Consider the following 18867-nt stretch of genomic DNA (forward strand, 5'->3'; position numbering starts at 1 on the left):
GATCAAGCGCGCTGCCACAGTTGCGTGACAGTTTGATGAAGATTGCCGAATGGTCACCCCAGCGCCTTTACCGTTCCTGTCGGGAGAAACACAAACCACTCATCGGAAGTCTGCCTTTACCTGTTAATTCTGACAGTTGGCAGCCACCCCTGCTGAGTATTCAATCAACCAGGAGCAAACAAGCCAGTATCGCCATCCACCGGAGACTTCCATGAGCATTGACTATCGGTCCGAAACTCCTCAAGCCCGGGCGGTCAGAGGCCTTACTCGCCCAGCACTTGAAATTCCCGGCGCGATTTCGCCGGTCGAAGAGGCGGATGTTGGTGTCAATCGAGCCTTGATCGGAGCGCATGGTCTAAAGATTGTCATCCCGCCCTACGCCATCAACCCTGGCGATAACGTGTTGGTGTACATCGATAACCAACTGGTTCTGGTGTGGGCGGTCGAGAAGGATTACAGCGGCCAGCCCATCAGCAAACACATCCTGGCAAAGTTAATACCGGAAGGATTTTTCACCCTGACTTACAGGGTAAACGTTGAAATGTCAGGCCCTTTGAAAGTACTGGTGAAAACCGTGTTGCCCGGTGGCATCGATCCGCAACCGGATGCTGCGGGACACTACCTGTTGACCCCGCCGCAGCTCACCTCGACCACCCTGAACGGCCAACAGGATGAAACGGTTGTTGTCGCGCCCTATGACGGCATGCGCCAAAATGATGTAGTCACGCTGATCGTCGGCAACCGGGCCTTGCCCCACACCGTAACAGCCGCTGAGGTCGGGCAGTCCCTGACGTTTACCCTGTCGAGGGAGCTGGTGGCCAGCAATGGCGATGGCGGGGCCGTTCTGTACTACAAAATCGGCGATGAAGTCGGCAATGACGCCACTGATCACTCACTGGGTGTTTCGGTGATGATCCAGACCGGCACCGCTGCGCCGATACCGCCGACGGTGACAGGCATCGATGAACAGAACACCCTCTACTTGAGTCAGTTGGGGAGCCAATCGGTCAACGTCAGCCTCGACACCCGGGCCTTTAGCCCCGGCGACGAGCTGACATTGTTCTGGATGGGGCTGGACTGCATGGGCATGCCCAAGTCGCTCAGCCAGATGCAAACCCTGAAATCCGAAACGACGCTGGTTTTCAAGCTTGCCAACGCCGTGTTCCAGGAACTTGCCGGGGGTAGCGCCCGACTGTTTTTCACCCGCACCGACGCCCAGGGCGGCAAGCAGCAATTACCGTCCAAGGAAATTCTCATCGTCGGCAACACGGGCAGGATCAGCGCCTCGATCGAGGCGCAAAATCAGGAAGCGATTGGAAGTTTCCTTGCGCCTCCTGAAAACAGCGTCCTGAAGATTTTCCCGCCGGTCATCCTGGGCTGGACCCCTGCGGTGGTGGGAGGCGATGGCGGGGTACCACTACGGATTTACGACGACAACGCCCCCAACGGGGCCAATGTCGTTATCGATCCCATTATTGGCGCGGCAGCGTTCGATGTCATCGACCTGTGGCTCAACGGAAACATCGTCGACACGGAGATTGTTCAACCCGGGACAGAGAATGACCCGCACTTGACGACAATCCCCAACGGGCTACTCAACCCGAACGCCGTAAACACACTGGAGGCCACGGTAAGCCGGGTCGGTGGCAATACCCAAAGGTCCACCCCGTTGCTGAAAATTCTGTACAACGCCATCCGCCCCGGGAACAGGGACATCAATTCCATCCCGGGGCACTCGGAGCTGCAACTGAAGTTGCCGCAGGACGTCATCGACAATGGCTTGGACGCCGCTCGCGCAGCACTGGGTGTCGAGGTGAGTTTCTGCTACCCCTATTGCCGCGCGTACGACGTCATCGAGTTGCGCATGGGTACCCTCACCGCTCGTTTCACGGTGCTATCGACCGAGGCACCGCTGTTCGGAGGTATTACGCCAATCTGCATCGTGCGCACGTTGACAGCGCAGCAGTTTCAACAGGCTGGCGACAATCCGCAGTTCACTTTGACCTACACCGCTTATGACCAGATCGGAAACGTTGCAGGCCCCTCCGACCCGTTTTCGGTGCCCGTGGTGATTGATGTCGATCTCGCCGGGGTGCGGCGTCCTGCTCCGATTTTCCTGGATAGCCCTACTGATGATGACTCGGCCATCATTGATCGGGGGCAGTTGGGCAGTAACGACCTGATCATGCTAGTCAGAACCTCTACCCCGCAATTTGTCATCGGCGACACCATCAGGGCCAGGTACAGCAGCCCACCCAGTCCTGATTTCTTTGTCGACGGGACGATTACCGGACAGTTCGGGCAACCCGGCCCGCTTGCGCTGGAGGTACCCAACAACCTGGTGATCTCCGGGCACGTGGTGACCGGCAGTTATGTGCAATCCAGAAACGGGGTAGTCATCGCCAACTCGAGAATTGCCACGGCCCGCGTCATCGGCCAAGGTTTGCCGGATTTGCCCCCCCCTCTTGTGCTGATCACACGCAACAACGACGAACTGGAACCGAGGGACAACCCGGAAGGGGCCACGGGTCGGGTGATCGTGCCAGGGTTTACCCCGGGCGATTACGTGCAATTGCTGGTGCGCGGTAGCGCGGGTGACGGCTCTCCCGCCTTCAGCCCCCTGCCCTTGAACGCTGCCGGTGAAGCGGATTTTCCGCTGAGCGTGGCCTTTATCAATGCCAATCTGGGGCAGAAAGTCAACATCACTTACCTGTTGATCCGCGGCGACGCCCAAGCAACATCGCGCCCTCTTGATCTCAGTGTGCTGCGGCGGGCCCAGCCGCCGATCATCACCGACATCGCGGCGGGCGGAGTCTCTCTCCAGCCCGGTGCACGCACCTATTACCGCACCGGGTTTGTCATCAGCGGGAGCGCCGAACCCGACCAGTGGGTGGAAGTCATGGACGACAACAGGTCTTTGGGGCGTTACCTAAGCAATAGCGACGGTATATGGACGATGCCCGCTGGCAGGTTTACCCCTACCGGTCATTCCATCACTGCCATGACTGTCGATGGCAGCAATTTGACCTCGCCGCCTTTCAGCTTTTGGGTGCAGGAGGGTCTTCAGTACCACATCGCGCCTTTCCACTATCGGGACGCCGGGGGTTGGGTCTGGGGAGGGGCCGGGGGGGCAACCGATCTGGCGTGGGTCATTCACCCGGTCCAAAATTACTGGGCCCTTTCTAATCAGACCTATACCAACCAATCAAGCGGCAATGTGCTGGTAAGGACTTTCACCGATCTGACACCTGGGGCGACCTACCTGCTGACATCCAACATATTCCGTTCAAATACACTGCATGCTCACCCGCGACTTCAGCTGGGGACCAGCAGTGACGTATTTTCCAGCATTTACACGCTTTCGAACTTTAATCAAATAGTGCCCTTGCGACTCCAGTTTGTGGCAACGACGCACACCATGCAGTTGAGGCTAATCAGCCACGAGGCCTCAGGCGTTGGTAATGATTCGACCATTGAATACATCGATCTTAATAGAACGGCGTTGCCATAGATCGTGATGGGCCAAGTGACATTGACTCACGGGACTGCGCGGTGGCGCCAGTGCAGGCGCCGCAGAACCTCAAGCCAACTGACTGCGCAACTGCCGCGCCGCCGCCACCATGTTCACCAACGCCGCTTCAGTTTCCGGCCACGCCCGGGTCTTGAGCCCGCAGTCGGGATTCACCCACAACCGCTCTGCCGGAATCCGCTTCACCGCTTTGCTCATCAACTTGACCATCTCGGCGGTGTCCGGCACCCGTGGGGAGTGGATGTCGTAGACGCCCGGGCCGATGTCGTTCGGGTAGTCGAAGGCTTCGAAGGCTTCCAGCAATTCCATGTCCGAGCGCGAGGTTTCGATGGTGATCACGTCGGCGTCCATTGCCGCGATGGATTCGATCACGTCATTGAATTCGCTGTAACACATGTGCGTGTGGATCTGGGTTTCATCGCGCACCCCGGAGGCGCTCAGGCGGAATGCTTCCACGGCCCAATCGAGGTATTCCTGCCATTGCGCCCGGCGCAGTGGCAGGCCTTCGCGGAATGCGGCTTCGTCGATCTGCACGATCTTGATGCCGGCAGCTTCCAGGTCGACCACTTCATCACGCAGGGCCAATGCCAGCTGCTGGGCCTGGATTTTGCGCGAGACGTCTTCGCGCGGGAACGACCACATCAGCATGGTCACGGGACCGGTGAGCATGCCTTTCATGACCTTGTCGGTCAGGCTCTGGGCATAGGTGATCCAGTCGACGGTCATGGCGTTTGGGCGGCTCAGGTCGCCGTAGATGATCGCCGGTTTGACGCAGCGCGAACCGTAGCTCTGGACCCAGCCAAAACGGGTGAAGACATACCCCTCAAGCTGTTCGGCGAAGTACTCGACCATGTCGTTGCGCTCGGCTTCACCGTGCACCAGCACATCCAGGCCCAGGCGTTCCTGGATTTGCACCGCATGGCGAATTTCGCTGTGCATGGCATCGGTGTAATCGTTGGCCGAGAGTTTGCCTTGCTTGAAGGCCTGACGAGCCAGGCGGATCGAACCGGTTTGCGGGAACGAGCCGATGGTGGTCGTCGGGAATGCCGGCAGCTGCAAGCGCGCACGCTGCTGCTCGATCCGTTTGGCAAACGGCGAATGGCGTTGGCTGTCTGCCGCGCCGATGGCGTTGATGCGGGCCTGAACATCCGCCTTGTGGATACGCGGCGATTGGGCGCGGCTGGCCGCAATGGCGCGGCTTTCAGCCAGGGCGGCTTGCACCTTGGGCGCTTGCGGATCGTTCAGGGCATCGCGCAGCACGGCGATCTCACCGCACTTCTGCACGGCAAACGCCAGCCAGCTTTTCAGTTCGGGGTCGAGTTTGTCTTCACGCGCAAGGTCCACCGGGCTGTGCAGCAGCGAGCAGGAACTGCTGACCCACAAGTTATCGCCGAAGCGCTCCTGGGCAAATTGCAGTTGTGCCAGGGCTTGCTCCAGTTCGCAGCGCCAGACGTTGCGGCCGTTGACCAGCCCCACCGAGAGAATCTTGTAGGTCGGCAGTCGATCCAAAACCTGGCCGAGCTGATCCGGCGAACGCACCGCGTCAATGTGCAAACCTTGTACAGGCAGGCCGACGGCCAGCCCGAGGTTGTCTTCCAGGCCACTGAAGTAGGTGGCCACGAGTTTTTTCAGCGGCGAGTATTGGAGGATGTGGTAAGCGCGTTCGAAGGCGTTTTTCCAGGACTGTGGCAGGTCGAGGGTCAGGATCGGCTCATCGATCTGCACCCACTCCACGCCTTGGGCGGCGAAGCGGCCGAGGATTTCGCCGTAGATCGGCAGCAGGCGTTCCAGCAGGTCGAGCTTGTCGAAGTCGTTGCCTTTGGCTTTGCCCAGCCACAGGTAAGTCAGCGGGCCGATGATCACCGGTTTGACATTGTGGCCGAGGGCCTTGGCTTCTTCGACCTCATCGAACAACTGTTCCCAACTCAGTTTGAATGCTTGGTCTGCACTGAATTCCGGGACCAGGTAGTGGTAATTGGTGTCGAACCACTTGGTCAGTTCCTGGGCGTATTGCGCGGTGCCGTGTTCGCTGCCGCAGCAGGCTGCCGTGGCGCCACGGGCCATGGCGAACAGGGTGTCGAGGGTCGGCAGGCCGCGTTCATCCTTGACGCTGTCGAAACGCTCGGGGATCACACCGAAGGTCAGGGAATGAGTCAGCACCTGGTCGTACCAGGCGAAGTCGCCCACGGGCAGCAGGTCGATGCCAGCGTCTTTCTGCAATTGCCAGTGGGTGGCGCGCAATTGGCGGCCGACGCTGTTCAGCGCGTTCTGATCGAGATCGCCCTTCCAGTAGGCTTCGAGGGCTTTTTTCAGTTCGCGGTCGGCACCGATGCGCGGAAAACCAAGTGTGTGGGCCAGAGCCATGGTGAATTTCTCTCTATAAAGGATGCTGTAAAACATGCTGCTATTGTCGACAGCTCAGCCAACATGAGACAAACTCAACCTTTTCGTGTTGATCACAAGTTTTCCTCATGGAGCCCTCGGTGCTTGAAATCCGTCACCTGAAAACCCTGCACGCCCTGCGCGAAGCCGACAGCCTGGTGGATGCGGCCGACCGCCTGCACCTGACCCAGTCGGCGCTGTCCCACCAGTTCAAGGAGCTGGAAGAACGCATGGGCATGCCGCTGTTCGTGCGCAAGACCAAACCGGTGCGCTTCACCAGTGCCGGCTTGCGCCTGCTGCAACTGGCCGACGCCACCCTGCCGTTGCTGCGCAGTGCCGAGCGTGACATTGCGCGGCTGGCCGGTGGCACGGCGGGGCGTCTGCACATGGCGATCGAGTGCCACAGTTGCTTCCAGTGGCTGATGCCGACCATCGACCAGTTCCGCGATGCCTGGCCGGAAGTCGAACTGGACCTGGCCTCGGGTTTCTCCTTCGCCCCGCTGCCGGCGCTGGCCCGAGGCGACCTGGACCTGGTGGTGACCTCCGATCCGCTGGAACTGGTCGGCATCACTTACGTGCCGTTGTTCACCTACGAAGCCATGCTCGCGGTGGCGAACCAACACCGCTTGGCGAGCAAGCCATACATCGTGCCCGAAGACCTGCTCACGGAAACCTTGATCACCTACCCGGTGGAACGCGATCGGCTGGACATCTTCACCCGCTTCCTGGAGCCGGCCGACATCGAACCGGCGCAGGTGCGCACCTCGGAACTGACGGTGATGATGATGCAACTGGTGGCCAGCGGTCGCGGTGTCTGCGGCATGCCGCATTGGGCGCTGCATGAGTACAGTTCACGCGGTTATGTGAAGGCCAAACGGCTGGGGGAGAAAGGCTTGTTTGCGACGTTGTATGCCGGGATCCGCGCCGACATGCTGGATGCGCCGTACATGCGCGACTTTTTGCTGACGGCCAAGGACACGTCGTTTTCGACGCTGGATGGGGTTAGTGCCGTCCGATAGAACGATCAAGGCTCAGGGGTGATCTCGCGCCACATGTGGATCTTGTCGAAGTAGTCTTCGCCGACCCGCACCGCCAACGGTTCCAGGCCAAATTGCACGAAGCCGCAGCGCTGATACAACCTGAAGGCGGCTTCGTTGCCGGCGGTGACGGTCAGCTGGATCAACCTCAGGCCCTGATGACTCTGCGCTTCAGCCAACGCGGCCTGTAACAGTTGATAACCGAGCCCGCGCTGGCGCACCTTGCCGGTCACGTACATGCCAAACAGTGTCGCCTTGTGCCGGGCCTTTTCCCGAGACTCGAAGGCCAGGCCGACGATGCCCGCCAGTTCCCCTTCCTCGAACGCCCCGAGCACCCGGTCCAGCTTGCTGGTCAGGCGCGACTCCCACCACCCCAGCGGCATCGTGGCGCGCTCGCGCACGCTGGAAGTGAACGCCTGGGGATGCGAGTCGTAGGCTTCGAGCATCAGCGCCCGATAATCCAGGGCATGACTGACATCAAGCCGCTGAATCCACATGTTCAGGCCACTCGCCGCTGCTCAAACATCAACCGCACCGCCAGCCCGGACAGGACGAAGCCCATGAAATAGCGCTGCATCGCCAGCCAGTTCGGGTTGTTGACGAACCAGGAGGCGATGCCTGCGGCGAACAGCGCGATCAGCAGGTTGACGCTGAAGCTCACGCTGATCTGGGTCAGGCCGAGGATGATGCTCTGGTTGAACACCGAACCGTGCTCAGGGGAAATGAACTGCGGAAACACCGACAGATAAAACACCGCGATCTTCGGGTTCAGAGCGCTGGTGAGAAAACCCATCGTGATCAATTTGCGTGACGAGTCCGCCGGCAACTGCTGCGCCTCGAACGGCGAACGCGCACCGGGCTTGACCGCCTGCCAGGCCAGCCACAGCAGGTACAACGCACCGGCCCACTTCAGCACCTCGTAGGCCACCGGCACGGCCATGAACACCGCGGTCAAACCCGCTGCGGCGGCGAACAGGTGCACCAGAAATCCCGCGACCACGCCCAGCAATGACGTCACCCCGGCCTTGCGTCCCTGGCAGATGGAACGGGAGATCAGGTAGATCATGTTCGGCCCTGGCGTGAGTACCATCAGCAACGCCGCAGCGGCAAAAATCAGCAAGTCTTGAAGTGGAATCATGGGCATCCTGTCCTTGAAGTCAGAGGGTCTGGGTGATCAGGCGGTTTCGATCAGTGAAGCTCGATAAAACGGCAAGATCAGGTCTCGTGTCAATGGCGCCAGCGTGAGATCGCCGTCGGTGGCCGGGTCGATCCAGCGCACCTCTTCGATTTCCGCCGCCGGGCAAACGTCAGAATCGATGGTCAACTGAAACAGTTCGGCCTGTACGACAAAACCCGGCTCGTTGGCGGCCGGTGCCGAGAATGGCCCCAGGTAGGTGGCGTGCGCCGGATCGATGACCAGTCCCAGTTCCTCCTCCAGCTCACGGGCGAGGGCGTGGACCGGCTGCTCATGGGCCTCGATCTTGCCCCCCGGCTGCATGAACGCCTGGGTGCCGCGCTTGCGCACCAGTAAGGTGCGACCGTCGGGGCCGATCAACAGGGCAGCGGCAATGTGGATGATGCGGGGCGAAGCGGTGGATGAAAGCGTCATGGATCAGGATTGGCCTTGGGCAAAGGCGCAAGGATCACATGAGCGCCGGCTTTTCGTCACGTCGAAAAGCACTGTGGCGAGGGGGCTTGCCCCCGTTGGGCAGCGAAGCAGCCCCAAAATCTCTGATGTATCAAAGATCTTGTGAGTGCTACGCACTCAAACGGGGGCAAGCCCCCTCGCCACAGCCCGCTCCCACTGTTTATCAGTGCTGATAGCTCAACTCGTCTCAAGAATCGCCACTTCCTCCGGCACTTTCACAAAAATGCTGTACTTGGCACCTTCCATCGCCTCGAACGCGATCAGTTTCTCCACCAGCGGCCCGTTCAACACCTTGCCGGCATTGAGCAGCAGCATGCCGTTGTCGGCATTCAGGTTGCGCGCCAGGATCATGCCCGCCGCCAGGTCCCGGGTGGTTAGCACCTTGACCGTCGGATCGGCCAGCGTCACATCGCTCAGGTAAGCAGCACAGACCTTAATGAAATCCTCCACCAGTTCCGGGTCATAGAGCCGACCGGCGTACTGGCGGATATACACCAGGGCTTCATCGCTGTTCATCTGCCGTTCGAGGATCAGCCCGCGCTGCAACTCGATGAAATCCACCGCCAGTTTCAGCAACCGTGAACCGAGCGGAATGGCCTCGCCCTTGAGCCTATCGGGAAAACCGCTGCCGTCCCAACGCTCCTGGTGGTGCAGGATCAGCCGCGCGGCATCTTTCATCGGGTCGAGCGTCATCAGCAGCGACTCACTCTGCTTCGGATAACCCCGATAGCGCTCGCGGTCATTGTGATGCAGCAGATCCGAAGGCGTGCTCATCATGCTGTCGGTCCAGCTCAATTTACCGATGTTGTAGAGCGCCGCCGCCATGGTCAGGTCTCGACTGGTGGCTTCGTCCAAGTAATGGAGTTTGCAGTACACCCGCACCAGTTCGATGATCTGCCGGTTGGTCTGCTTGGCAGGTGGCAGGCGCAGGTTGGCCAGCAACGAAAACACTTCCGTGCCGGTGACATAGCTGCGTTTGAGCTCTTCGTAAGCCAGGTCCAGCATGTCAGCGGTCTGTTGCAGCTCGCTGGTGCGGGCCGCGACGTGTTTTTCCAGGGTGGTGTTGAGCAGCTTCAGTTTTTCGTTCTGGTCCCACGTCTCCTGCACCAGACGCAACCGCTCACGCTCGGAATACTGATAGGCCAGCGATTGCCGCAGCGTCAGCAGCATTTCCTCATCGTGCCAGGGCTTGCTGATGTAACGATGGATCTGCCCTTCATTGATGGCTTTGATAATGGCCGAGGGGTCGGCATAACCGGTCAACATGATCCGGGTGGTGTCGGGGTAGCGCTGATGGACGTGGGCCAGCAGCGTGGCGCCGTCCATATTGGGCATTCGCGCGTCACTCATCACCAGATCGACCGACCGCTGCTCCATGATTTCCAGGGCCTGGGCACCGCTGGTGGCCAGCAGCACCTCATAGGGCTGGCTGCGTAGCAGGCGGCGCAGGCTGTTGAGAATCGACTCCTCATCGTCGACCAGCAGTAACGTGGGTTTATCGGTCACAGTCGTGGGGAGCTGCTCTTCCATGGCGATACCTCAAGTGAAACCAGCCTCTTTATGTCAGGCGCGAAAAAACTTCCTCTGACTTTCCCGAGCCTGAGCTACAGGCTAGATGATTTTCCGACCGACTCCGCAAATGATTCGTTTCAGTCAACCGGGCGAATATCCGACCGGACGACTATGCTCAGGTCACTCGGATCCAAACGATGCCCGCTCCGTCCAGCACTCAGGGAAGGGATACCCTCTATGAGCTCATCGCACCAAACTGCTGTCGGTACAGGCGCATGTCAGTGAATACGCTGCTTGCGCGGACTAATCGTCGGATCCTCATCGTCGACGACACCGCGTCGATCCACGAGGATTTCGCCAAGATTCTCAGCCCGTCATCGATCGAAGACGACAGTCTGGCCAGCGCTGAAAACGCCCTGTTCGGCACCCCCGTGTCGGTATCGTCGCAAGGTTTTATCATCGAATCCGCGTTTCAGGGCCGTGAGGCGCTGGACAAGGTCGAGACCGCGCTGGCGAATGACTCGCCCTACGCGATGGCCTTTATCGACATGCGCATGCCGCCGGGCTGGGACGGCCTGGAAACCATCGAACGCCTGTGGCAGGTCGATCCCAAGCTGCAAGTGGCGCTCTGCACCGCGTATTCCGACTATTCCTGGGAAGACATCGACGAGCGCCTGGAACTGGGCGATCGCCTGCTGATCCTGAAAAAACCCTTCGATGCCATCGAAATCCGCCAGATGGCCAGCGCATTGACCGCCAAGTGGCAAATGACCGAAGACGCGGCGCTGAAGATGTCCCTGCTGGAGCAAGCGGTCGAGGAGCGCACCCGGGAGCTGTCCGACGCCAACATCATTGTGCAGAACAGCCCGACCATTCTGTATCGGCTGCGGGGCGAACCGTCGTTTCCGTTGATGTATATCTCCCACAACATCACCAAATACGGCCACATCGCGGCGGCCCTGGTGGCTTCGTCCAACTGGGCTCAGGAGCTGATCCATCCCGACGATCAAGAGAAAGTCGACACGGCCATGGCGCGGGTGCTGGACCGCCATGCAGCCGGTGCTTCCATCGAATTCCGGATGCGCACCGGCGACGGTGACTGGCGCTGGGTCGAAAACCGCTACATCCCGGTGCGCGACGATGAAGGCCGCTTGCTGGAAGTCGAAGGCATCATCATCGACATCACCGAACGCAAACTGGCCGAGGAAAAGATCGCCCTGCTGGCCCGCACCGACGGGCTGACCGGGCTGGCCAACCGCGCGACGCTGATCGAGCGCCTGCATCAGGCGTTCGCCGCCGCCCGGCGAGGGGCCACCCCGTTCGCCATGTTTTACCTGGACCTGGATCACTTCAAACGCATCAACGACACCCTGGGCCACCCGGTGGGTGACCTGTTGTTGCAGGAGGTCGCCCGACGGATCAAAACCTGCGTGCGGGAAAACGACGTGGTCGCCCGTCTGGGGGGCGACGAGTTCGCGATCCTGCAACTGGACGTCGGCGATCCGACCCAATCAGCGGCCCTGGCCGCCAAGGTCCGCGATGCACTGGTGCTGCCCTACTCCCTGGCCGGCAACGACGTGCGGGTCTCGGTCAGTATCGGCATCAGCAGCTACACCCAGGTCAGCCTCAGCGCCGACAGCCTGTTGACCCAGGCCGACATGGCGCTGTATCGCTCCAAGGAAAAGGGCCGCAACCAGTACCACTTCCACTCCGAGGAAATCAATCAGGAAGTGGTCGAGCGCATGACCATCGCCAACGACTTGAAAACCGCCATCGAACGCGACGAGCTCGAACTGCGTTACTGGCCGGAAGTAGACCTGAGCAGTGGCAAGATCCTCGGCATGGAAGCGCAGGTCAGCTGGAATCACCCCATACGCGGTTTACTGGAAGCCCCCGCATTCCTGCCCGCGGCGGAAAAGACCGGCATCATCATCGCCCTCGGTCACTGGGTGCTGGAGCGCGCCTGTCGGCAAATGCACCAGTGGCGCGATGAAGGCATGGCACCACCGGTGGTGGCGATAAAACTGTCCCTGGCCCAGCTCAAGAGTGGTCCCGAGCTGATCTATGACGTGTTGCGCACCACTGCCCGCTGGGATCTGTGCCCGTGGGACCTGCGTTTCGACGTCACCGAAGCGACCCTGGCCCAGACCAAGTGGACGCACAACGATATCCTGCCACGCCTGCGTGAGCTGGGGGTGAAGATCGCGATCGATGACTTCGGCACCGAATACTCTTCGTTCGACTACCTCAAGACTTACCAGGTCAATCACCTGAAACTCGCTCAGGCGTTCATCGACACCGCCGCCCACGACGCGGCCAGCGCCACCACCTTGCGGGCCATTATCAATTTCGCCCGCGACGTCGGGATCGGCATCATCGCCGAAGGTGTCGAAACCCAGGAGCAACGCACTTCGCTGATGGCCACCGGCTCACCGATGAACGCCCAGGGCTACTACTTCAGCCAAGCGGTCAGCAGCCAGCAGGCCGCCGAACTGTTGAAGGCCGGGAGCATCGTGCACGCGAATCACAATCCCGGAGCAAGGCCGGGCGATTCGCAGCGTGCCACGGAGGACAAGGAATGAAAACTCCGTTCATCCAGGCCAACCGGCGCATTCTGATCATCGATGACACGCCCTCGATCCATGAGGATTTCCGCAAGATTCTGGGCGCCGATACCGACGATGAACTCACCCTCGCCGGCACTGAAGCCGCGCTGTTCGACACCCCACAAACGACTCGGCTGGTCTTCCAGCTCGACTCCGCCTATCAGGGCCAGGAAGCACTCAAACTGGTCAAGCGGGCCCAGGCAGAAGGTCGCCCTTATGCCATGGCGTTCACCGACATGCGCATGCCGCCTGGCTGGGATGGCCTGGAAACCATCGAACGGCTCTGGAAAGCCGATCCTAACCTGCAAATCGCGTTGTGCACGGCGTTCTCCGATTACACCTGGGAAGCCATGGCCGAACGGCTGGAATTCGGCGATCAATTGCTGGTGTTGAAAAAACCTTTCGACAGCCTGGAAATCCGCCAGATGGCCAGCGCCCTGACCTGGAAGTGGCAGATGGCGCAGGACGCGGCGATGAAAGTGCTGAGCCTGGAGCAAACCATCGAAGCCCGGGTCCACGAACTGCTCAAGGTGTCTCATCTGTTGCAGTACGACGTGTTGACCGAGCTGCCCAACAGCACCTTGCTGGGTGACCGGCTGAACCAGTCCCTGGCCTTGTCCAGACGCCATGACAAACAACTGGCGGTGATGTTTCTGGGGCTCGACCGCTTCAAGCGCATCAACAATGCGTTGGGCCACCCGACCGGTGACGAGATGCTCAAGCGTGTCGGGCAAAGCCTGGTGGCCTGCGTGCGCGCCTCCGACTCGGTGTTTCGCTACGGCTCCGACGAATTTGTGGTGATCCTGGCCGACATCCACCACCCCCAACAGACCAAGGGCATCGCCGAAAAACTGTTGAACGCCATACGTGCGCCCCAGCACGTCGCCGGACATGACCTGAGCGTGACGGCCAGCCTGGGCATCAGCATCTATCCCGATGACGGTTTCGATGCCATCGCTCTGATCAAGAAAGCCGAAACCGCGATGCGCAACGTCAAGGAAAGCGGCCCCAACGATTTCAGCTTTTTCATCGATGAGATGAACCAGCGCGCGCGGGAACAGCAGACCATCGAGTCGGGGATTCGCCTGGCACTGGAGCGGAACGAGTTTGTCCTGCACTACCAACCGAAACTCGACCTGGGCAGCGGCAAGGTGGTCGGCGCCGAGGCGTTGATCCGCTGGCAAAAACCGGGGCAAGGCTGGATCTACCCGACAGACTTCATCGGTGTAGCCGAAGACAGCGGCTTGATCGTGCCATTGAGCAAATGGGTGCTGGCCCAGGCCTGTCGGCAAGCCCGTACCTGGCAGGCAAATGGCCTGCCGAATCTGTGCATGTCGGTGAACGTGTCGGCCATCGATTTCCGCCAGCGGGATTTTGTCGAAGGCATCGAACAGATACTCCAGCAAACCGGTATGGACCCCGCGTTGCTGGAGCTGGAGATCACCGAGGGCGTATTGATGCAGAACGTCGATGCCACGATGGTCGCGCTGAATCGGCTCAAGGCTTTGGGTGTACGGCTGGCCATCGATGACTTCGGCACCGGCTATTCCAGCCTGAGTTACTTGCAACGGTTTCCCATCGATGTACTGAAAATCGACCAATCGTTCATTCGTGGCCTGGGCCGTGACAGCAACGACGCGGCTCTGGTCGGCGCCATCATCAGCCTGGGCAAAAGCCTCAATCTGACGGTCATTGCCGAAGGGGTGGAAACCCTCGAACAACTGAATTTTCTCAAGGCGCTCCATTGCGAGGAAGGCCAGGGCTACTACTTCAGCAAAGCCGTGGAGCCGGACGCCTTCGTGCAATACCTGACCACCGTAAAGCCCATCTCCTGAACGATGTGCAACAACACACAGGCCCTGAGCCAAGGAATCACAAGATGTCACGTTCCTTCTGCTACTTGCTCCTTGCGCCTCTACTCGGTTGTTGTCTGATAGCCAGTGGCGCACCGCTGGACGAACCGCTCAAACCCTTGCCCGCAGTGCCCGAGCAGAATCCCTTGCAAGTCGAACTCGGTCGCCGGTTGTTCAACGAACCACGGCTGTCGGTCAACAACAGCCTGTCCTGCGCCAGTTGCCATCGCCTGGAAATCGGCGGCGCCGACGACAAGGCATTGTCCACTGGCTTCAAGGGCGATCCCTTGACGATCAATACCCCGAGCGTGTTCAACGCAAGCCTGAACTTCCGGCAATTCTGGAATGGCCGCGCCGATTCTCTGGAAACCCAAGCCCACGAAGTGGTACAGAGTCCCAGTGAAATGGGCAGTCATTGGGAGCATGTGGTCCAGATGCTGTCCGCCGACCCGGATTACAAAAGCGCTTTCACCAAGGCCTACCCGGACGGCGTCACCATGAACAATGTGCAAAGTGCCCTGGCCACGTATGAGCGCACGCTGATCAGCGCCAACTCGCGTTTCGACCAGTACCTGTCGGGCGATACCGACATTCTCACGACTGACGAGAAATACGGTTACCAACGCTTCAAGGACTACGGCTGCATTGCCTGCCATCAGGGGGTGAACATCGGCGGCAACATGTTCCAGAAATTCGGGGTCATGGGTGATTACTTTCAGGCTCGTGGCAACCCCACCGAAGCCGATCTGGGCCGCTATCTGGTCACCAAGGCCGAAGAGGACCGCAACGTGTTCAAGGTGCCGAGCCTGCGCAATGTCGCCGTGACCGCGCCGTACTTTCACGACGGCTCGGCTAAAACCCTCGAAGAGGCGGTAGACGTGATGTTCAAGTTTCAGCTCGGCCGTGTGCCCTCCGACAAGGATAAGGACCTGATCATCAAATTCCTCAAGACCTTGACCGGTGAATGGGGAGGCAAACCTTTATGAAAACGTTCCCCCGCCGCAACCTGGCGCTGCTCGCTGCCGTGGCCGTGCTGCTGGCCTCGACGCTGTTGTTCCTGTACCTCAAGTCCAGCTCGAACGAGACGTCGACCTACGCCGAATCCCGGGATTTGATCGGTCGGATCAAACAGTTGAATGCGCAATGGGAAACCGAGATTCTCAAGTCCAGGATCGCCATCAGTCACAATTACGATCCGTTGGTGGCACCGCTGAGCGAGATGACGCGCCTGTGGCAGCGGTTCGAGAGCATGGAGTCCAATCACGGCCGCAACGACACGCCGACCTGGCGTGCCAGTCATGAGGCATACCTTGCCGCCATCCAGGAAAAAACCCGCTTGGTGGAGCAGTTCAAATCCCACAACGCGGTGCTGCGCAACTCACTGGCGTTCCTGCCCACGGCCGAAGACGACATCCAGGAACCGCTTGCCCAACTGCCCGATGAACACAAACTGCAACTGCAGAACATTGCCACCGACACCTACGACTTGCTGCTCAGCAGCCTGGAGTTCGCCCAGGTCACCTCCGACGATAAAGCGGCCGAGATTCTGGTGGGGCTGAACAAACTGGGGGTGAACAAGCAGCGATTGCCGGAGCAGTTTCACAGCCCGATCGATATTTTGAGCAACCACATCGCGCTGATCCTGCGTGAACAACCGGTGGTCAATCGGTTACTGGAAAACATCGAGGCCATTCCCGTGGCCGAACGACTGGACGACATTACCGGCCTGCTGAACGAAGACCAGCAGCAAACCGATGCCATCGACCAGCGCTACCACTTCTACATGCTGGTGTTTTCGACGCTGCTGGTGCTGGTGCTGGTGTACCTGGCAATCCGCCTGATGCGCAGCTTCGGGGAGACTCAGCGGGTCAACAAAGAACTGCAAACCGCCAACGAAGTCCTCGAACAACGGGTCGAAGAGCGCACTCGCGAACTCAAGGATACCCAGAGCGAATTGCTCGACACCGCGCGTCAGGCCGGCATGGCCGAAATCGCCACCAACGTGCTGCACAACGTCGGCAACGTGCTCAACAGCGTGAACATCTCGGCCGATCTGGTCAGCCGCCGGCTGCGTAGCAGCAAGGCCCAGGGGCTGGGCAAGGCGATGCAGCTGATCAACGAGCATCAAAGCGACCTCGGCACTTTTCTGACCCAGAACGAAAAAGGAAAACTACTGCCAGGCTATTTGAATCAACTGGTGGAGGCGATTGCCCTCGAACAGCAAGGCATGACCGAGGAACTCGCGCAGTTGAGCAAAAGCGTCGATCACATCAAAGACATCGTCGCCACCCAGCAGTCCTACGCGGGGGCCAACAACCTGGTGGAGCCGCTGTACATCAGCGAATTGCTCGAGGACGCCCTGCGCATGAACGCAGGCGCCTTGACCCGGCATCACGTCACGGTGGTCAAGGAGTACGGCGACGTACCGCAAGTGATGGGCGACAAGCACCGCTTGTTGCTGATCCTGATCAACCTGATCAGCAACGCCAAATACGCCATGTCCGACCTCAGCAACCGAGCCCGACAGATCACCCTTGGGGTAAAAGTCGTCGAGGACACGATCCTGCAAATCAGCGTCAAGGATGACGGCGAAGGCATTGCGCCGGAAAACATGACGCGGATCTTTGCCCACGGTTTCACCACCCGCAAGGAAGGCCACGGCTTCGGCCTGCACAGCTGTGCGCTGGCCGCGATCGAAATGAACGGCCATCTCACCGCCCACAGCGACGGACCGGGCAAGGGCGCCCTGTTCACCTTGCAGATCCCGTTGAACCCCGTCATGGAGGAAGCATGAGCGACCTATCGAACCGCCGCATTCTGCTGATCGACGACACCCCGTCCATCCATGATGACTTTCGCAAAATCCTCACCCCAACCTCGGCCAAACATGCAGAACTGGACGAAATGGAGGCCGCGCTGTTCGGCAGCGAAGTGAAATCCACCCAACCGCTGTTCGAACTGGATTCGGCCTACGGCGGTCAGGAGGGCCTGGGCAAACTCGTCCAGGCCTTACAGGAAAACCGTCCCTACGCCCTGGCCTTCGTCGACATGCGCATGCCCGAGGGCTGGGACGGTGCACAGACCATCGAACACCTGTGGCAGGAAGACCCGAGCCTGCAAGTGGTGGTGTGTACCGCCTATTCCGACTATTCGTGGGATGAACTGCTGGAGCGCCTGCACGCCCACGACCGCCTGCTGATTCTGAAAAAACCGTTCGACAATATCGAAGTCCAGCAGATGGCCAATACCTTGCTCACCAAATGGGACATGACCGAACGGGCGTCTATCCAGATGAGCCATCTGGAGCATCTGGTGGATCAGCGCACGGCCCAGTTCAAACAGGCCAGCGAAGCATTGCAGCGGGAAATCGACGAGCGCAAACAATTGGAAAGCCAACTGGTGCAGTCGGAAAAACTCGCCTCGCTGGGGCAACTGGCGGCGGGTGTCGCCCATGAAATCAATAATCCCATCGGCTTCATTTCCTCCAACCTCGGCACCCTCGATGGCTATTTCAAGCAACTGCAGACCATGCTCGATGCCTATCGGGAGGCGGAGGCGGCCATTACCTCAAGCGAGGTCCTCGAACGTCTCGGCCAGCTCCGGGAAAAGGTCGAGCTGGAGTTTCTGCGCGAAGACATTCCGCTGCTGATCAAGGAGTCCAAGGACGGCATCAATCGGGTCGGGCAGATCGTCAAAGACTTGAAGGACTTCTCCCGCGTCGACTCCAATCAGGAATGGCAGTGGACCAACCTGCAACAGGGCATCGAGTCGACGCTGAACATCGTCGCCAATGAACTCAAGTACAAGGCCGATGTGGTGAAGGAGTATCAAACGCTGCCTGACATCGAATGCCTGCCGTCGCAGATCAATCAGGTGATCATGAACCTGATCGTCAACGCGTCTCAGGCCATGGGGCCGGAACGGGGCACCATCACCCTGCGTACCGGGCTTGAAGGTGAAACGGTGTCGATCGAAGTCGCGGACACCGGATCAGGCATCGAACCGGAATGCCTGCAGAAGATATTCGACCCGTTCTACACCACCAAACCGGTGGGCCAGGGGACAGGGCTCGGGTTGTCCCTGTCCTATGGCATCGTGAAAAAACACCGGGGCGATATTTCGGTACGCAGCGAAGTCGGCGTGGGTACCACGTTTCGGGTCGAGCTGCCGGTGCGCCAATCGAAAGTGGCTGTCTGACCAGCCGAACAAGGGATCAAATCTCAATCCAGGCTGTTTTCGTTTATTCTCCAGGCGCAGAATGCCTGACGCTCTGTGCTAACACAGGAGATCTCTGTGGCGA

Annotated in this window: 12 protein-coding genes; 7 read left to right on the forward strand and 5 right to left on the reverse strand. The window is 59.6% G+C overall.

What is annotated here, in order from left to right:
- Positions 1-211 precede the first annotated feature (211 nt).
- On the forward strand, positions 212-3511 hold the full coding sequence (locus AF70_RS15750) for a hypothetical protein (RefSeq protein WP_028939460.1): 3300 nt from the start codon (positions 212-214) through the stop codon (positions 3509-3511).
- Positions 3512-3580: 69 nt separating this feature from the next.
- On the opposite strand, the gene metE is transcribed toward AF70_RS15750, so the two are convergent.
- Positions 3581-5893 carry a 5-methyltetrahydropteroyltriglutamate--homocysteine S-methyltransferase gene (metE, locus tag AF70_RS15755; protein WP_028939461.1) on the reverse strand — a complete coding sequence of 771 codons (2313 nt, stop codon included), beginning with the start codon at positions 5891-5893 and terminating at the stop codon, positions 3581-3583.
- Positions 5894-6012: 119 nt separating this feature from the next.
- On the opposite strand from metE, the gene metR reads away from it, so the two are divergent.
- Positions 6013-6930, forward strand: coding sequence for a transcriptional regulator MetR (gene metR, locus AF70_RS15760; protein WP_018926627.1), 918 nt, complete (start codon positions 6013-6015; stop codon positions 6928-6930).
- Positions 6931-6935: 5 nt separating this feature from the next.
- Here metR and AF70_RS15765 read toward each other — a convergent pair whose 3' ends face one another.
- The 4 genes from AF70_RS15765 to AF70_RS15780 all read right to left on the reverse strand — a co-directional run bounded on the left by AF70_RS15765 (position 6936) and on the right by AF70_RS15780 (position 10126).
- A complete protein-coding gene (locus AF70_RS15765) occupies positions 6936-7445 on the reverse strand; it encodes a GNAT family N-acetyltransferase (RefSeq protein ID WP_028939462.1) in 510 nt (169 codons plus the stop codon).
- Positions 7446-7447: 2 nt separating this feature from the next.
- Complete coding sequence (locus AF70_RS15770; RefSeq protein ID WP_019581569.1) at positions 7448-8086, reverse strand: LysE family translocator; 639 nt, start codon at positions 8084-8086, stop codon at positions 7448-7450.
- 36 nt (positions 8087-8122) lie between these two features.
- A complete protein-coding gene (locus AF70_RS15775; protein ID WP_019581570.1) occupies positions 8123-8557 on the reverse strand; it encodes an NUDIX domain-containing protein in 435 nt (144 codons plus the stop codon).
- A gap of 216 nt (positions 8558-8773) precedes the next feature.
- Positions 8774-10126, reverse strand: coding sequence for an HD domain-containing phosphohydrolase (locus AF70_RS15780; RefSeq protein ID WP_019581571.1), 1353 nt, complete (start codon positions 10124-10126; stop codon positions 8774-8776).
- Between the two features lie 257 nt (positions 10127-10383).
- On the opposite strand from AF70_RS15780, the gene AF70_RS15785 reads away from it, so the two are divergent.
- The 5 genes from AF70_RS15785 to AF70_RS15805 are packed head-to-tail and all read left to right on the forward strand — an operon-like array spanning position 10384 to position 18764.
- Positions 10384-12690 (forward strand): EAL domain-containing protein, encoded by a 2307-nt coding sequence (locus AF70_RS15785; protein ID WP_028939463.1) that lies wholly within the window; start codon positions 10384-10386, stop codon positions 12688-12690.
- Positions 12687-14549, forward strand: coding sequence for a bifunctional diguanylate cyclase/phosphodiesterase (locus AF70_RS15790; protein ID WP_028939464.1), 1863 nt, complete (start codon positions 12687-12689; stop codon positions 14547-14549). Before AF70_RS15785 ends, AF70_RS15790 begins: the two co-directional genes overlap by 4 nt.
- 44 nt (positions 14550-14593) lie before the next feature.
- A complete protein-coding gene (locus tag AF70_RS15795) occupies positions 14594-15553 on the forward strand; it encodes a cytochrome-c peroxidase (protein WP_028939465.1) in 960 nt (319 codons plus the stop codon).
- On the forward strand, positions 15550-17361 hold the full coding sequence (locus AF70_RS15800; protein ID WP_028939466.1) for a DAHL domain-containing protein: 1812 nt from the start codon (positions 15550-15552) through the stop codon (positions 17359-17361). The genes AF70_RS15795 and AF70_RS15800 overlap by 4 nt, the downstream gene beginning before the upstream one ends.
- Positions 17358-18764, forward strand: a complete 1407-nt coding sequence (locus AF70_RS15805; RefSeq protein ID WP_028939467.1) for an ATP-binding protein — start codon at positions 17358-17360, stop codon at positions 18762-18764. The genes AF70_RS15800 and AF70_RS15805 overlap by 4 nt, the downstream gene beginning before the upstream one ends.
- The last annotated feature ends 103 nt before the right edge of the window (positions 18765-18867 follow it).

Origin of the sequence: Pseudomonas sp. KD5 (genome assembly GCF_012932895.1) — a bacterium.
Lineage (GTDB): Bacteria > Pseudomonadota > Gammaproteobacteria > Pseudomonadales > Pseudomonadaceae > Aquipseudomonas.

What these genes read in the sequence shown, in the direction of transcription:
- AF70_RS15750 (WP_028939460.1), top strand. Translation starts at nt 212, where the DNA reads ATGAGCATTGACTATCGGTCCGAAACTCCTCAAGCCCGGGCGGTCAGA.
- AF70_RS15765 (WP_028939462.1), bottom strand. Translation starts at nt 7,445, where the DNA reads ATGTGGATTCAGCGGCTTGATGTCAGTCATGCCCTGGATTATCGGGCG.
- AF70_RS15795 (WP_028939465.1), top strand. Translation starts at nt 14,594, where the DNA reads ATGTCACGTTCCTTCTGCTACTTGCTCCTTGCGCCTCTACTCGGTTGT.
- AF70_RS15800 (WP_028939466.1), top strand. Translation starts at nt 15,550, where the DNA reads ATGAAAACGTTCCCCCGCCGCAACCTGGCGCTGCTCGCTGCCGTGGCC.
- AF70_RS15780 (WP_019581571.1), bottom strand. Translation starts at nt 10,126, where the DNA reads ATGGAAGAGCAGCTCCCCACGACTGTGACCGATAAACCCACGTTACTG.
- AF70_RS15805 (WP_028939467.1), top strand. Translation starts at nt 17,358, where the DNA reads ATGAGCGACCTATCGAACCGCCGCATTCTGCTGATCGACGACACCCCG.
- AF70_RS15770 (WP_019581569.1), bottom strand. Translation starts at nt 8,086, where the DNA reads ATGATTCCACTTCAAGACTTGCTGATTTTTGCCGCTGCGGCGTTGCTG.
- AF70_RS15790 (WP_028939464.1), top strand. Translation starts at nt 12,687, where the DNA reads ATGAAAACTCCGTTCATCCAGGCCAACCGGCGCATTCTGATCATCGAT.
- metE (WP_028939461.1), bottom strand. Translation starts at nt 5,893, where the DNA reads ATGGCTCTGGCCCACACACTTGGTTTTCCGCGCATCGGTGCCGACCGC.
- AF70_RS15775 (WP_019581570.1), bottom strand. Translation starts at nt 8,557, where the DNA reads ATGACGCTTTCATCCACCGCTTCGCCCCGCATCATCCACATTGCCGCT.
- AF70_RS15785 (WP_028939463.1), top strand. Translation starts at nt 10,384, where the DNA reads ATGTCAGTGAATACGCTGCTTGCGCGGACTAATCGTCGGATCCTCATC.